At 41.8% G+C, this 14,061-nt stretch carries 14 protein-coding genes; 3 read left to right on the plus strand and 11 right to left on the minus strand.

Annotation, left to right across the window (positions count from 1 at the left end):
• Positions 1-429: 429 nt before the first annotated feature.
• Positions 430-675, plus strand: coding sequence for a type II toxin-antitoxin system CcdA family antitoxin (locus tag I3X05_RS09305; protein WP_061051371.1), 246 nt, complete (start codon positions 430-432; stop codon positions 673-675).
• Complete coding sequence (locus I3X05_RS09310) at positions 675-992, plus strand: CcdB family protein (RefSeq protein WP_020838906.1); 318 nt, start codon at positions 675-677, stop codon at positions 990-992. The genes I3X05_RS09305 and I3X05_RS09310 overlap by 1 nt, the downstream gene beginning before the upstream one ends.
• A 158-nt stretch (positions 993-1,150) precedes the next feature.
• Here I3X05_RS09310 and I3X05_RS09315 read toward each other — a convergent pair whose 3' ends face one another.
• The 11 genes from I3X05_RS09315 to I3X05_RS09385 all read right to left on the minus strand — a co-directional run bounded on the left by I3X05_RS09315 (position 1,151) and on the right by I3X05_RS09385 (position 11,364).
• A complete protein-coding gene (locus tag I3X05_RS09315; protein ID WP_337971171.1) occupies positions 1,151-2,191 on the minus strand; it encodes an ISL3 family transposase in 1,041 nt (346 codons plus the stop codon).
• A gap of 215 nt (positions 2,192-2,406) precedes the next feature.
• Entirely contained in the window at positions 2,407-2,679 is a 273-nt protein-coding gene (locus tag I3X05_RS09320; protein WP_337970645.1) for a hypothetical protein, read from the minus strand.
• 652 nt (positions 2,680-3,331) lie between these two features.
• The gene (locus I3X05_RS09325; protein WP_337970646.1) at positions 3,332-3,622 is read right to left on the minus strand and encodes a hypothetical protein; all 291 of its coding nucleotides are present in this window, start codon (positions 3,620-3,622) and stop codon (positions 3,332-3,334) included.
• Between the two features lie 199 nt (positions 3,623-3,821).
• Positions 3,822-4,112, minus strand: a complete 291-nt coding sequence (locus tag I3X05_RS09330) for a hypothetical protein (RefSeq protein WP_193188569.1) — start codon at positions 4,110-4,112, stop codon at positions 3,822-3,824.
• Between the two features lie 146 nt (positions 4,113-4,258).
• Positions 4,259-4,618, minus strand: coding sequence for a VOC family protein (locus I3X05_RS09335; protein ID WP_337970610.1), 360 nt, complete (start codon positions 4,616-4,618; stop codon positions 4,259-4,261).
• A gap of 454 nt (positions 4,619-5,072) precedes the next feature.
• A complete protein-coding gene (locus I3X05_RS23785) occupies positions 5,073-5,264 on the minus strand; it encodes a hypothetical protein (protein ID WP_425304482.1) in 192 nt (63 codons plus the stop codon).
• A gap of 28 nt (positions 5,265-5,292) precedes the next feature.
• Complete coding sequence (locus I3X05_RS09345; protein ID WP_425304483.1) at positions 5,293-5,766, minus strand: hypothetical protein; 474 nt, start codon at positions 5,764-5,766, stop codon at positions 5,293-5,295.
• A 48-nt stretch (positions 5,767-5,814) separates the two neighbouring features.
• On the minus strand, positions 5,815-6,168 hold the full coding sequence (locus tag I3X05_RS09355) for a DUF3592 domain-containing protein (RefSeq protein ID WP_425304484.1): 354 nt from the start codon (positions 6,166-6,168) through the stop codon (positions 5,815-5,817).
• A gap of 1,320 nt (positions 6,169-7,488) precedes the next feature.
• The gene (locus tag I3X05_RS09360; RefSeq protein WP_045569241.1) at positions 7,489-7,923 is read right to left on the minus strand and encodes a GNAT family N-acetyltransferase; all 435 of its coding nucleotides are present in this window, start codon (positions 7,921-7,923) and stop codon (positions 7,489-7,491) included.
• A 176-nt stretch (positions 7,924-8,099) separates the two neighbouring features.
• Positions 8,100-8,450 (minus strand): hypothetical protein, encoded by a 351-nt coding sequence (locus tag I3X05_RS09370; protein WP_011150389.1) that lies wholly within the window; start codon positions 8,448-8,450, stop codon positions 8,100-8,102.
• Positions 8,451-11,100: 2,650 nt separating this feature from the next.
• Positions 11,101-11,364 carry a hypothetical protein gene (locus tag I3X05_RS09385; protein WP_176312665.1) on the minus strand — a complete coding sequence of 88 codons (264 nt, stop codon included), beginning with the start codon at positions 11,362-11,364 and terminating at the stop codon, positions 11,101-11,103.
• Positions 11,365-11,852: 488 nt separating this feature from the next.
• On the opposite strand from I3X05_RS09385, the gene I3X05_RS09390 reads away from it, so the two are divergent.
• A protein-coding gene (locus tag I3X05_RS09390) for an IS3 family transposase (RefSeq protein WP_193158292.1) occupies positions 11,853-13,033 on the plus strand; the annotation gives its coding sequence in 2 pieces (ribosomal slippage) (positions 11,853-12,120 and positions 12,120-13,033; 1,182 coding nt in all).
• The last annotated feature ends 1,028 nt before the right edge of the window (positions 13,034-14,061 follow it).

Genomic DNA, 14,061 nt, shown 5'->3' on the forward strand with positions numbered 1-14,061 from the left:
CAAATGCGAGTAACTTAAAACAAGTATTCTGCTGATTTGATTGATAAAACCAAAGCGCCTTTGCGCCAGTGGAACATTCAACCAGCCTACGCCATTTTCCAATGAAGCAACCCACGAACATTGGCATGGGAAAGAGTTAAAGAAACGTGGTGATTTGGGCAAACCAAGCCGATTTGCTGACATCCGTAAACAAATGGCTAGAGAAACCCCCAAATCTTTTCCCCAACAATTATGCTTTTCTCTTCGTAAACCTAACGCCCAATTAAGGTGTGAGCCACGCTACCATTGCACTCAACTTGGACGCCGTAAACACTAAACTAAACCCAAACCAAAAATGCCAAGCGTGGGGAATCACTCTTAAATTGTTTGTTATATGCCTTTCGTGCGCCTATACTTAATGCGCACTAAAAATACGCATAGGTAATTATCATGAGAAACTCATATAGTACGCAAGCACCCAAAAAGGCTGCAAACTTAAGCTTAAACAGCGAACTACTCGCTGAAGCTAAGCGACTAAACATAAACCTCTCTGCAACAATGGAAAAAGCTCTTGAAAAAGAAGTTAAACAACGCCGTAAAACTGAGTGGTTAGAGCAAAATGCAGATGCTATTAGCGCTTGCAATGAACTAACAGAAAATCACGGCCTGTTTTCCGATTCTTACCGAGTATTCTAATGTCACAATTTTCACTATACCAAAATAACGATAAAAGCACTGCTACCGCTTACCCATACTTTGTTGATGTTCAAAGTGAAATGCTTGATACGCTGAATACCCGACTGGTGATTCCCTTAACACCAGTTGAAATGTTAGAGAAGAAAGCCCCTACCCACCTGTGCCCAGTGATCCACATTGATGAAGGCGACTTCGTAATCCTAACTCATCAAATGGCGAGTGTTCCAACTAAAATCCTGCGTGATCCTGTGAATGAGTTGAGCACTTTTAGAAATGAGATTATTGCTGCTATCGACTTTCTGATTACTGGCATATAACGCCCAATTAAGGGGTGAGCAACGCTACCACCCAAACCTAAAGCATTGTGCCATAAACACTAAACTTGCAGTAGAAGCAAAAATACCAAGCGTTGGGAATCCCTCTTAAATTGTTTGTTATGTGCCGCGGTTAGTGTTTTTCACAATCCTTTTTGGGTTCATCCGGAAAATCGATACTTCGCCTCATGACTGGCTTTGATTTTTAACTCAAAAAATTCCCAATCACGATACCCATAGGCGACTTTGTTCAGCGTCTTTATTCGGTTGTTCACACCCTCTACTCGACCACTATTCATCCTTTCATCATAAAATGCCAATATCCCATCCTTATGCTTCCTCAGGGTCTTAGTAAACTTCTCTAGCATCACAATGCCTGAGTGGTTCGCTTCATCTATCCAGCTTTCTAGCCATCTCTCACCCTCTATCTTTGATGGCTGCGACCACAGCATTCTTAACTTCTCTTTTAAATAATAAACCACCGCTAAGGGCTGATTGGCTGCGAGTGCTCGCTCCAATCTCGCTTGGCCTTGCTCATCTAACCTATCGGGATTACTTACCAATAACCAACGAGTATTCTTAAGGTATTGAGCGTCATTTTTGTTACTCATCGAATTTTGTAGTTCACGCCTGAACTCTGTCAGCTTTTCATTAAAACGCTTCACCACGTGGAAACGGTCAATGACCAACTTCGCCTTCGGGGCGTGCTGTTTTACCGAAGAGATGTATGCCTGTCCCATATCGGTGGCGACGGCTTCAATCGGCTTTTTACAACGCAGCTTCCGTTTCCAAAAACCGTCAAGGCTTTCGGCCTTCTTTCCTTTCTCTGTATAAATGACGGCACTTGTCTTCATATCAATCACAACCGTCATGAAGCCACTTTTTGAGCCACAGTAAATCTCATCAATTCCAATGTGAGTGACGTTTTTAAGACAAGGTTGAGAGTATCGCTTTTGCAGGTAATGCTTCTGAATATCTTTCACTGTATCCCAACAGACACCACATAGCTTGGCAATGGCATTGATGGTGACGTTCAATGCTGACAGCGAGAGAACATACTGTTCAAAGCCCTTTGTGTAACGCACTTTGGGACGAGGAACAAAGTTAAGCGGCAAATACCCGAGTGTATTACAAGCTCGGCATTCAATCCGCTGGTTTGCTATCTGGATGTAACAGGGGCTAGTGCCGATTGGCGTAGCGATGAAACGGCGAACCTTACCTCCTTTTTTTTATGACATCACGACTACGACATGATGGACATTTAATATGAGGATTGTGTGCTACGTGAAAGATGGTCGCGTCACCATCAAACTCTGTAGAGCAATAATGGAAAGGGCCGCGTATTCCAAAGCGATGGTAAAGAAGTGAAGTTGACATTAACTGGCTATTTTTGGCGATATGGTATCAGAAAAGCCATTCAGGTATCGATTTTCCGGATGAACCCCTTTTTGTCTTTGAACAGATTAGTTAGTGCCGTTGCTTCTGTTCTTTCTAGGTCTTGATAAGCATCGAAAACGTCACCATTTTTGTACCCAAGAAAGCACAGCCCACCTTGAATAATTAGGGTAAAAAATGATACAACTAGAATCAGAAATGGAATGACACCAAACATATCAAGAGACAGTAAAAGTGAAGACAATGCTATAGCCACCACTGAAATCACCACTTTAACCTTGCTGCTAAAAAACATAACACCCTCTAAAATATGAAATTTTAGCCATTCTATAAGTTAATGGTTGCACATAATGTTTGTCGCTTCACATGAAAGGCACATAACGCCAAATTAAGCTGCTACCAACGCACAATGTCACTTTCAGCAATGCACCGTAATCACAAAACCATTTTGGAACTAATTCAGCCACGCGTTGGTAGTCAGGCTTGAATTTTTTGTTAGGTGTTACTGTTTCGCATTCATTAACTTGGCAGAGAACGACTAATTTAACGTATTGTGATGAACGAAACCCAAACCTTTTACTCAATTTGGCAGCCCAATGCGATCAACTTAAAACAAGTAACTCATTCATGCGATTGAGAAACCCAAAGCGCCTTTGCGCCAGGGAAACATTCAACCAACCTACGCCATTTTCCAATGAAGCAACCCACGAACATTGGCATGAGAATAAGTTGAAGAAACGTGGTGATTTGGGAAAACAAAGCTGATTTGCTGACATCTGTAAACGGATGGCCAGAGAAACCCCCGAATCTTCTTCCCAAAAATTACGCTTTTCTCTTCGTAAACCTAACGCCCTGCTAAGCGGCGAATAACAGTTGGCTAAAATTTGTGAGGTACGAACAAAAGCCAACTGTAATTTGTCCGATTGAGCAGCTTGTTATGTGAGTCATTATTTCTCTGACCTATATTTCAATTCTGCACGCGTGAAATCACCCACCCAGCAATTATGCTCTTGATTAAATCGGATTCGTGCCTCCACTTCTAGACGATCAGGATTACCATTATCATCGACGCCATCTGGATCTATGAGCGTTACGATCTGTCCTTCAGACAAGACAATATTTTCTTTCTCCATTTGTTGAATTGTACCGTAACAAACCAATGGAGCAGATACTTGCCCTTCCTCTTTTCCGTCGAGGAGCTTATTAAAATCATGAAATAATTCGATTCTACTTTTCACTTCGAATCTCCGCTGAATTCACATAACGCCCGGTTAAGGGGCAGACAACGCCACTACTAAGCTTCCGCATAACATCATAACCACAAAAACCAACGCATAATAAAAATGCCACGCGTTGGCTGTCCCTCTTGAACCGTTTGTTATGTTTTATTCCAACCAGCTGATTTTGTTAAGAATAAACTTAGGAATTTCAACTAGTTTAAGACATTATTGCCTTACTTCTAAAAAGTGTTTTTTTGCATGATAAGCAAATATGTTTATAACGAGGATCTGCATGAGCTGTTAATGGTTGGAAAATCACTTTGTCTGAACCACAACTAAAGCATTTAGCACTTTCTGGATCTGCTGTTTTACATTCAGGATGCTTTATCAAATAATTCTCAAGTGTCGGCAATTTGTGCCAATCATCATCCTGTGGCTTCGAATATGATGCAAAATAGTAGAATATTGCAGCCGCGCCAAAAGCTAAAACCAACCAAATGAAATCCATCTCTTTTCCTCAAGTTATCCCGAAAACATAACGCCCGGCTAAGGGGTTGACAACGCATAGCCGAACTCAAAAAACACACCGAAAACACTGAACTTCAATTTTGCACTAAAACCGCCAAGCGTTGGCAATCCCTCTTGAGCCGTTTGTTATACGCGTGCTTCCGACCACACTGCAAATTCGTTACCGCTTGGCTCAATAAAATGGAAACGACAGCCTCCGGGAAAATCAAAAATTGGGCGAATAATTTGGCCACCGCTATTCTGGACTTTGGCTAAAGTTGTTTTTATGTTTGAGCTATAAAAGATAAGAAGTGCACCACCCGATGCTGTCTGACTACAACAGTCAGCTTTAAAAAAACCGCCATCTAAACCCTGATTTGAGAATGCTGTATATTCAGGACCATAATCAGTAAATTCCCAGCCAAAAACTGAAGAGAAAAATGATTTTGTTGCCTCTAAATTTTTTGCTGCAAACTCGACATAATTCAGCTTTTCATTCTGATTCATTTCACGACTCCATTGTTAAATTTCCATATAGCGTATAACGCCCGGCTAAGGGGTTGACAACGCACCGTCGAACTCAAAAAAACTACTGTAAACACTGAACTTCAATTTTGCACTAAAGTCGCCAAGCGTTGGCAATCCCTCTTGAGCCGTTTGTTATGCAAATTCAATAAGATAAACTTAACTTACACGACCAAAAGCCACAATTGCAATAGTTGAGTGATTCAAGAATCAACCCAAGCAAGAGCCGTGATAAATGAGCTACCAAAACAAAGTCCACCTTTCAGCAACAAACCAAGCTTTTATGTTAGGAAAACTCAACGAGCGAAAACTTCAGCAAGTACAAAATGCTCGATAACATTGTCCTTTCCACACTTTTCGCCCGCTGAATTGGCAGCAAGCCAACGCTAAAAATGATTGAGGCAAACCAAGAATCTTGTCTGTTTTACGGTTTGAGTTAACCACGAATCTGAGGGTGAAAAAGTTCATTTGCCGACAACACAAAACGAATAGCCGGAGAAATCCCAAAAGATTGAGCCCCTAAATTAACCTGAGTTGCATAACGCCGCGTTAAGGGGTGAATGCCGCATAAACCAAACTTCCGCAGACCACTTTCACCACCGAAACCACCGCATACCAAAAATGCCACGCGGCATGAATCCCTCTTAAACGCTTTGTTATGTGCGTAGTTCAAACTCATACTCGGTAAGACACCATTGCTTTGGGTTTCTCCAACTGATTTCTTTAAATGAAGTTGTTAAATCACCACTTAATAAAAGCTGCTTCATATAGTAGCTAGGTGAAATATAAGCTTTATAGTCGTAAGCAAATACAAAACCCTGTCTATTAAGCTCAAGCATTGCCTTCTTGGTTTCTTCGGATTCAATTCCATTACAAGCCATAACTGCATCAGTATAGCCACTGTCAAGGATATCTTGGCTGTTTCCACTCAACCGTATTGAGGTATTGTCTATAGAAGTAACGTGCATAGGTGGAACCTCTCCTAGCTGGCCAAACTCAACTTTGTAAGGGGGCTGTTTTATCAATTTTCCTCCTAGCACATAACGCTGCGTTAAGGGGTGAATGCCGCATAAACCAACCTTCCGCAGACCACTTTCACCACAAAACTCACTGCAAACCAAAAATGCCACGCGGCATGAATCCCACTTGAACGCCTTGTTAGCGCAAAAGTTCACTACCTAATTATTTATTGTTCTTTTTTGTCGGGAAAATACAAATGCAGCTATAAACATACTGATGATGGAAAGTATGAGAACGCCTCCATATGTATACACTTTGAAATGGTAACTATCGCACATACGCTCTACAACAGACTCACTAGGCTTTGCAGGATTGACAAAGATTTTTATTTCTTTTCCTATATCCTTGGTATACACAAGCCTTTTGGCTTCATCGTGCAACTCACCGTTATCATATGATTTTACCCATGAATAACGATTACCTACATACACCTTACTGCCATAGTTATATTCATATGAAACCTTAGGAGCGTATGCAATTTTCCTACGGCGATTCGTATCTTCAAATGTCATAGAATCAACTTCTGCGTGAATTATCTTCGCTGGAATTACATCCCAGCTCTGAGAGATATAACACCCATATCCAATCTTCATCGGCGTTGCAACAGCGACATACACGAGAAGCAAAAACATTGGCGAAAATAGTAGTATCAATAGAATACGTAGGTACTTTTTTAACATCCGCTCATTTAACGTTTAGAAATTTGACTTTTATATTAACCGAAAGCCAAATTTCATAATCACCTGATTGCTCCGCTATCGTCGCAAAATTTTGTGCTAACGCCCTGCTAAGGGGTGAGCAATGCACTACGAAAGCTACCGCACACCGCCTAATCACAAAACTCACCGCATGCTGAAAATGCCACGCATTGCGAATCCCGCTTAAGCAGTTTGTTAGCTTAAATTTCAGCACCTTAGATTTACCAAAACTGAGATTAAACCGATTTGGAAAACCAACAAACCACTTGAGTTTTGAAACCCGAATTAGGTCAAACTTTGTGACCTTTCGTGCGATTTGAAAACCCGAAATTTTTGATAAATCATTTTCGGAAAACTCAAAGCGAAAGCAAAACTACTAAAGCGACTTTGCGCCAAGCTGGCTAACCTCGCGCAATCTCAAAGCTCAATTGAGGCAACTGCTTAAAACTCCAATTGGCAAACAATGTTGATTTGCCGAGAAACCTGAATTAATTGCCAAGGGAAGAAAAAACCGGCTGCAATCAATTGATTTTCATTGTTTTAAGCTAACGCCGCGTTAAGGGGTGCAGGCACGCAATACACAAGTTACCGCACAATGCCGTAACCACCAAACCCAACGCAAATTGAAAATGCCACGCGTGCCAAGTCCCTCTTGAACGCTTTGTTATGTTTAAGCTTCAAGGGCTTACGTTTTACCAAAACCAAGATTAACTCAGCGTTGACTCACAAACAAAAACCAAGACCTAAAAAACTGAAATGACTCATAGATTTGAAAAACAGACTTCGAATCTTAGCAATTCAAGCCCAAAAACTTGTGGTCAAAATACCGATTAAGCCAGCCGCACCTACCTCGCGCTTACTCGAAAATAGACTGAGGCAACACTCTGAATTTCCAGCGCCAAAGAATAAATGTCCGGAAAGCAGCGCCAAGTGAAGCCACTTTGCCGACGAGCACAAAATCAACAAGCCGAGGGAGCAAAGAAAAGATACAACCCACTGATTTGACGTGATTAAACATAACGCCCGCTTAAGTGGTGAGCAACGCAATACCGATGTTTCCGCACACCACCCTAATCACTTAAATCAACGCATGGTAAAAACGCCACGCGTTGCGAATCCGTCTTAAAGCGTTTGTTATGTGTTTGAACTTAAAGGGATTTCCATTTCCACTAACCCTTTAACTTCAGATGTTCTAACAAAGCCTCTAGACTCATACAGATTGATCGCTGGGTTTTCACTAAACACACGTAGAACTAGCTTAGTGGATTTACGACTGAGTGCATGCCCCACAACTAGATCAAGGCACTTAGCCCCAATTCCTCTACCTTGAAACTCCGGTAAAAGTTGAAAGTCTCTCAGAAAGGTCGTTTCGCCACTATAGCTAAAACGAAGAACACCTACACGGGTTTGGTCTAGGTGAATCTCGTAGTTTTCTAGTTCTTCCCAACTGTTTAGAAACTGATTGTGATCCCAGATAATCCCACGAGTTAGATAATAACTTGCCATATTTATCTTGGTTAAAGACTCTGCGAATAATGGGTCACTACCGATTTTAAGCTGTACTTCCATGCCTTTCCCTCTTGCTACACATAACGCCGCGTTAAGGGGTGAATGCCGCTTAAATCAACTTTCAGCACACCACTTTCACCCCCCCAAAATCACCGCATACCAAAAATGCCACGCGGCATGAATCCCTCTTGAACGCCTTGTTATACCAATTTTGGGCCAATCATAAGCAACCTAACTTATAAGCCAAACCCAACTTTAGGGAGTTTACGAACTGAGCGAACACCCCATTGTGATAAATCTGGCTTAGGTTGGCCCGTGAAGTCACCAAGGCAGATATACCCTCTAGACAGATAACGATAAAGGAAATCACCACCCTCTAAAGAGCCTCTTCTATCATCACCAAATGGTAATTTTATGCGATCTACTCGTAAATCTGACGCGGCTTTGAAAGCTGGATAAACGCTGGAATTCACCGAATATGAGCTTAGATCGTTTAGAAGTGCTTTATCAGACATTTGTGATGTTGTACGACTAAAGATCATGATTAGACGTTTCTGCTGTTCTGATGAAACGATGATCATTTCCATTTTGGTTTTCCTTTGAAATAAGGAAGTATATAGAAACCAAGCTTCTCTCGATAGTCTCTTGAGTTGGAGCTGATTACGATGAATTGGTATAACGCCGCGTTAAGGGGTGAGTGCCGCATAAACCAACTTTCCGCAGACCACTTTCACCACCAAAATCACCGCATACCAAAAATGCCACGCGGCACGAATCCCTCTTTAACGCTTTGTTATGTTTAAGCTTCAAGGGCTTACGTTTTACCAAAACCAAGATTAACTCAGCGTTGACTCACAAACAAAAGCCAAAACCAAAAAAACTGAAATGACTCATAGATTTGAAAAACAGACTTCAAATTTCGACTGTTCAAGCCCAAAACCTAAGATCAAATTTCTGATTGAGCCAACCGCCCTACCTCGTGCTTACCCGAGAATTGACTGAGGCAACTCTCTGAATTTCCAGAGCCAAAGAACAAGTGTCCGGAAAACAGCGCCAAACGAAACCAACTTGCCGACAAGCACAAAATCAACAAGCCGAGGGAGCAAAGAAAAGATACAACCAACTGATTTGACGTGATTAAACATAACGCCCAATTAAGTGGTGAACAACGCACTGACCAAGCCGCTGCATAACACCGTAAACACTTTACCTGACGCATAGTAAAACTGCCACGCGTTGAGAATCCACTTGAATTGTTTGTTATGTGAATTTCACTATGCATTCAAAGTAAACCACCGTAGAAACGAAGGAATTTGAATAAGTTACGTGCAAAAACGATGCTTACCACAACCTAAATTTCACAGCGATCTGAGCCAAAGAGAGCCACTTACGAATCAACAACAAAGAAAGCGCCCTTTCAGCCACAATAAAACCTTTTGCTTCATCAGACTTTCAGAGCTGAACTTCAGCAAGAGAGTCAGTCAAAAAGACATTTCAATTAAAACGATTTGAAACCACCGAAACTCAACACAAACCAGAGCCAAAACTAAATTGAGGCAACCCAAGAACCTTCAAAACGATAAATCTCAGGTTGTTCAAGAATCCATTTCGACCAAGCCAACTTGCCGAAAACACGGAACAAATTCTCAATGAAATCGTAGTTTTGACCTTAAAAACTCATCAAACACATAACGCCGCGTTAAGGGGCGCAGGCACGCAATACAAAAGTGACCGCATGACAACTTAACCACTAAACCCAACGCAAATTGAAAATGCCACGCGTGCTAAGTCCCTCTTGAACGCTTTGTTATGCTTAAGCTTCAATGACTTACGTTTACCAAAACCAAGATTAACTCAGCTTTAACTCACAAACAAAAGCCGAAAACCAAAAAACTGAGATGACTCATAATTTTGAAAATCAGACTTTGAACTTTGGCAGATAAAACCGAAAAACCTAAGATCAAATTTCTGATTGAGACAACCGCCCTAACCTCGCACTTGACCGAATATTGATTGAGGCAATTCTCTGAATTTCCAGCGCCAAAGAAAAAGTGTCCGGAAAATAGCGCCCACTGAAGCCAACTTGCCGACAAACTCAAAACTGAAAAGCCAAAGGAACAAAGAAGAACCATAACCCACTGATTTTTGGTGATTAAGCATAACGCCCGGTTAAGGGGCAGCCAACGCCATGACCAAGCTTCCGCATAACACCGTAACCACAAAAACCAACGCATGATAAAAATGCCGCGCGTTGGCTGTCCCTCTTGAACCGTTTGTTATGTTTAAGCTTCAATGACTTACGTTTTACCAGAACCAAGATTAACTCAGCTTTGACTCACAAACAAAAGCCAAGACCTAAAAAACTGAAACGACTCATAGATTTGAAAAACAGACTTTGAATTTCGGCAATTCAATCACAAAAACCTGTGATCAAAATACTGATTGAGCCAGCTAAACCAACATCGCGCTTGCCCAAAAATTGATTGAGGCAATTTTCTGAATTTCCAGCGCCAAAGAATAATTGTCCGGAAAACCGCGCCCACTGAAACTAACTTGCCGACAAACACAAAACAAATCAGCCGAGGGAACAAAGAAAAACCATAATCCACTGATTTTTGGTGATTAAACATAACGCCCGGTTAAGGGGCAGCCAACGCAATTACCAAGCTTCCGCATAACACCGTAACCACAAAAACCAACGCATGATTAAAATGCCGCGCGTTGGCTGCCCCTCTTGAACCGTTTGTTATGTTTAAGCTTCAATGACTTACGTTTTACCAAAACCAAGATTAACTCAGCTTTGACTCACAAACAAAAGCCAAGACCTAAAAAACTGAAACGACTCATAGATTTGAAAAACAGACTTTGAATTTCGGCAATTCACGCCCCAAAACCTGTGTTCAAAATACTGATTTCGCCAACCGCCCTAAACTAGCGCTTACTCGAAAATTGAATGAGGCAATTCTCTGAATTTCCAGCGCCAAAGAATAATTGTCCGGAAAACAGCGCCCGCTGAAGCCAACTTGCCGACAAACACAAAACCAATCAGCCGAGGGAACAAAGAAAAACCATAATCCACTGATTTTTGGTGATTAAACATAACGCCGCGTTAAGGGGTGAGTGCCGCATAAACCAAGCTTCCCCAGACCACTTTCACCACCAAAACCAACCGCATACCAAAAATGCCACGCGGCATGAATCCCTCTTAAACGCCTTGTTATGTGTTTGAATTAACAGTTAAAGATTACCTGTTTTGACCACAAAGCGCGATAATTTATGCCCCACCGCGAAACTTACTACCGCTACAGTAACTATTATTGAGAAAAAATAACCAACTGTTGCCGAGACACCAAAACCCCAAACGAAAGAAAATACCAAACCTTGGAAAGCTTCGTAAGGCCAAACGAGAAGCGGAAAGTGAGACCAGTCCATGATGACGAAAACTAGGGTACTCAAAGATAAAACCGATGATAAGAACCCAATGATATTGTGACGATTCATACTAGTAATCCACTAGAAACATTTTCCGCAATTCTAATTTTTACTTTTTGATTTAGAAAGATAAATTCCGGAAAGACACATAACGCCCGGTTAAGGGGCAGCCAACGCCATTACTAAGCTTCCGCATAACACCTTAACCACTAAACCCAACGCATAGTGAAAATGCCACGCGTTGGCTGTCCCTCTTGAACCGTTTGTTATGTTTAAGCTTCAATGACTTACGTTTTACCAAAACCAAGATTAACTCAGCTTTGATTCACAAACAAAAGCCAAGACCTAAAAAACTGAAACGATTCATAGATTTGAAAAACAGACTGTGAATTTCAGCAATTCAAGCCCAAAACCTGTGTTCAAAATACTGATTGAGCCAAACCGCCCTAACCTCGCGCTTACCCGAAAATTGATTGAGGCAATTTGTAGTGGTACAGTAAATTTGGCCACCTAAATAGAGGTGTTAAAATACATCTCAGAGACAAATAGGTGACTTTATGAAAAATCGCACAAGACGAACTTTTAGTGCAGAGTTCAAGCTTGAAGCAGCACAATTAGTAACAGAGCACGGCCATTCGGTGACCGAAGCCGCTAAAGCAATGAATGTCAGTAAATCAGCAATGGATCGCTGGGTACGACAGCTTAAGCAAGAGCAACGAGGTATATCGCCGAAAGCCTCTCCGCTTACTCCAGAACAAATAGAAATTCGTGAACTCAAGAAGAGAATCGCTAACCTTGAGGAGCACAATGAAATTTTAAAAAAGGCTACTGCTCTCTTGATGTCGGACTCACTGAACAATTCTCGATGATCGAGAAACTCAGGAAGAGCTTTAGTGTAAAAACCTTATGCCATGTGTTCAGTGTTCATCGTAGTAGCTACAAGTATTGGCGTAACAGAGACAAACAACTCTCGCCAGAGCAGGTGAAATTGCACTCTATTGTGAGTGACATGCATGAAGCTAGCCACGGCTCAGCAGGTGCACGTACGATTGCTGATATGGTAACCAATATTGAGGGCATACCGCTTAGCCGTTATCGAGCAAGTAAGCTAATGAAATTACTAGGCTTAGTGAGCTGCCAGTCACCTAAACATAAATACAGAAAGGCCGAACAAGAGCATCTTGAGATCCCCAATCTTTTAGGGCGGCAATTTGCTGTGACTCAACCGAATCAGGTTTGGGTTGGTGATGTCACCTATGTATGGGTTGGCCATCGTTGGATGTATTTGGCTGTTGTCATGGATCTGTTTGCACGAAAACCTATTGGTTGGGCAATGTCACTATCGCCAGACAGCAAGCTCACTGGAAAAGCATTGATGATGGCCTTTGAATCTAGGGGCAGGCCCAAAGGGGTCATGTTCCACAGTGATCAGGGTAGCCATTATACGAGTCGCTATTATCGTCAGTTACTATGGCGTTGTCAGATTACACAAAGCCTATCAAGACTAGGCAATTGTTGGGATAATGCGCCGATGGAGCGCTTCTTTAGAAGCCTGAAAAGCGAATGGGTTCCCAGGGCGGGTTATCGTAGTTTTGCAGAGGCGCAACAAGAGATCATTCGATACATTATTGGATATTACAGCCAACTTAGGCCACATCAGTATAACGGTGGGTTAACGCCCAATGAATCGGAACGCTTGTATTGGGAAAACTCTAAAACCGTGGCCAATTTTAGTTGACCACTACAATTCTCTGAATTTCCAGCGCCAAAGAACAAGTGTCCGGAAAACAGCGCCCGCTGAAGCCAACTTGCCGACAAACACAAAACCAATCAGCCGAGGGAACAAAGAAAAACAATAATCCACTGATTTTTGGTGATTAAACATAACGCCCGGTTAAGGGGCTGCCAACGCCATTACCAAGCTTCCGCATAACACCGTAACCACAAAAACCAACGCATAATAAAAATGCCACGCGTTGGCTGTCCCTCTTGAACCGTTTGTTATGCTTAAGCTTCAATGACTTACGTTTTACCAAAACCAAGATTAACTCAGCTTTGATTCACAAACAAAACCCAAAAACCAAAAAAACTGAAATGACTCATAGATTTGAAAATCAGACTTTGAAACTTTGGCTACTAATGCTCAAAAACCTAAGATCAAATTTCTGATTGAGCTAACCGCCCTAACCTCGCGCTTGCCCAAAAATTGATTGAGGCAATTCTCTGAATTTCCAGCGCCAAAGAATAGTTGTCAGGGAAACAGCGCCCACTGAAGCCAACTTGCCGACAAACACAAAACCAACACGCCGAGGGAGCAAAGAAAAGATGCAACCAACTGATTTTTGCTGATTAAGCATAACGCCCGCTTAAGGGGCAGACAACGCTACTACTAACTTTCCGCATAACACCGTAATCACAAAAACCAACGCATAGTAAAAATGCCGCGCGTTGGCTGTCCCTCTTGAAGCGTTTGTTAGGCCAACCAATTGACACCGAGACTTTCAAAAACAAAGAACAGGCTTTTTTGTAAACTTAAAACTAACTAACCGATTCATTTATAAACTAAAATTTCAAATCAACAAAGAAACAAAAAACTCAAATTGAGCGATTTGGAAGAAAAGTGACGAGCGTAGCATTCTCGGCGGACGTTTGGATGCTGAAGGTTATTTTGCTGCTGAATTCACAACGTTAAACAACCCAACGCGATCAAGAAACAATAAATATGTGATGATTATTTATTGCTTAAGTTCAGCCGGCGAAGATGGG

Source organism: Vibrio navarrensis, from assembly GCF_015767675.1.
Lineage (GTDB): Bacteria > Pseudomonadota > Gammaproteobacteria > Enterobacterales > Vibrionaceae > Vibrio.

Excerpts from the sequence above, each read along its gene's own strand:
- I3X05_RS09320 (WP_337970645.1), bottom strand. The coding sequence starts at position 2,679 with ATGTTTTTTAGCAGCAAGGTTAAAGTGGTGATTTCAGTGGTGGCTATA.
- I3X05_RS09385 (WP_176312665.1), bottom strand. The coding sequence starts at position 11,364 with ATGAATCGTCACAATATCATTGGGTTCTTATCATCGGTTTTATCTTTG.
- I3X05_RS09355 (WP_425304484.1), bottom strand. The coding sequence starts at position 6,168 with ATGACATTTGAAGATACGAATCGCCGTAGGAAAATTGCATACGCTCCT.
- I3X05_RS09310 (WP_020838906.1), top strand. The coding sequence starts at position 675 with ATGTCACAATTTTCACTATACCAAAATAACGATAAAAGCACTGCTACC.
- I3X05_RS09330 (WP_193188569.1), bottom strand. The coding sequence starts at position 4,112 with ATGGATTTCATTTGGTTGGTTTTAGCTTTTGGCGCGGCTGCAATATTC.
- I3X05_RS09305 (WP_061051371.1), top strand. The coding sequence starts at position 430 with ATGAGAAACTCATATAGTACGCAAGCACCCAAAAAGGCTGCAAACTTA.
- I3X05_RS09335 (WP_337970610.1), bottom strand. The coding sequence starts at position 4,618 with ATGAATCAGAATGAAAAGCTGAATTATGTCGAGTTTGCAGCAAAAAAT.
- I3X05_RS09360 (WP_045569241.1), bottom strand. The coding sequence starts at position 7,923 with ATGGAAGTACAGCTTAAAATCGGTAGTGACCCATTATTCGCAGAGTCT.
- I3X05_RS09370 (WP_011150389.1), bottom strand. The coding sequence starts at position 8,450 with ATGGAAATGATCATCGTTTCATCAGAACAGCAGAAACGTCTAATCATG.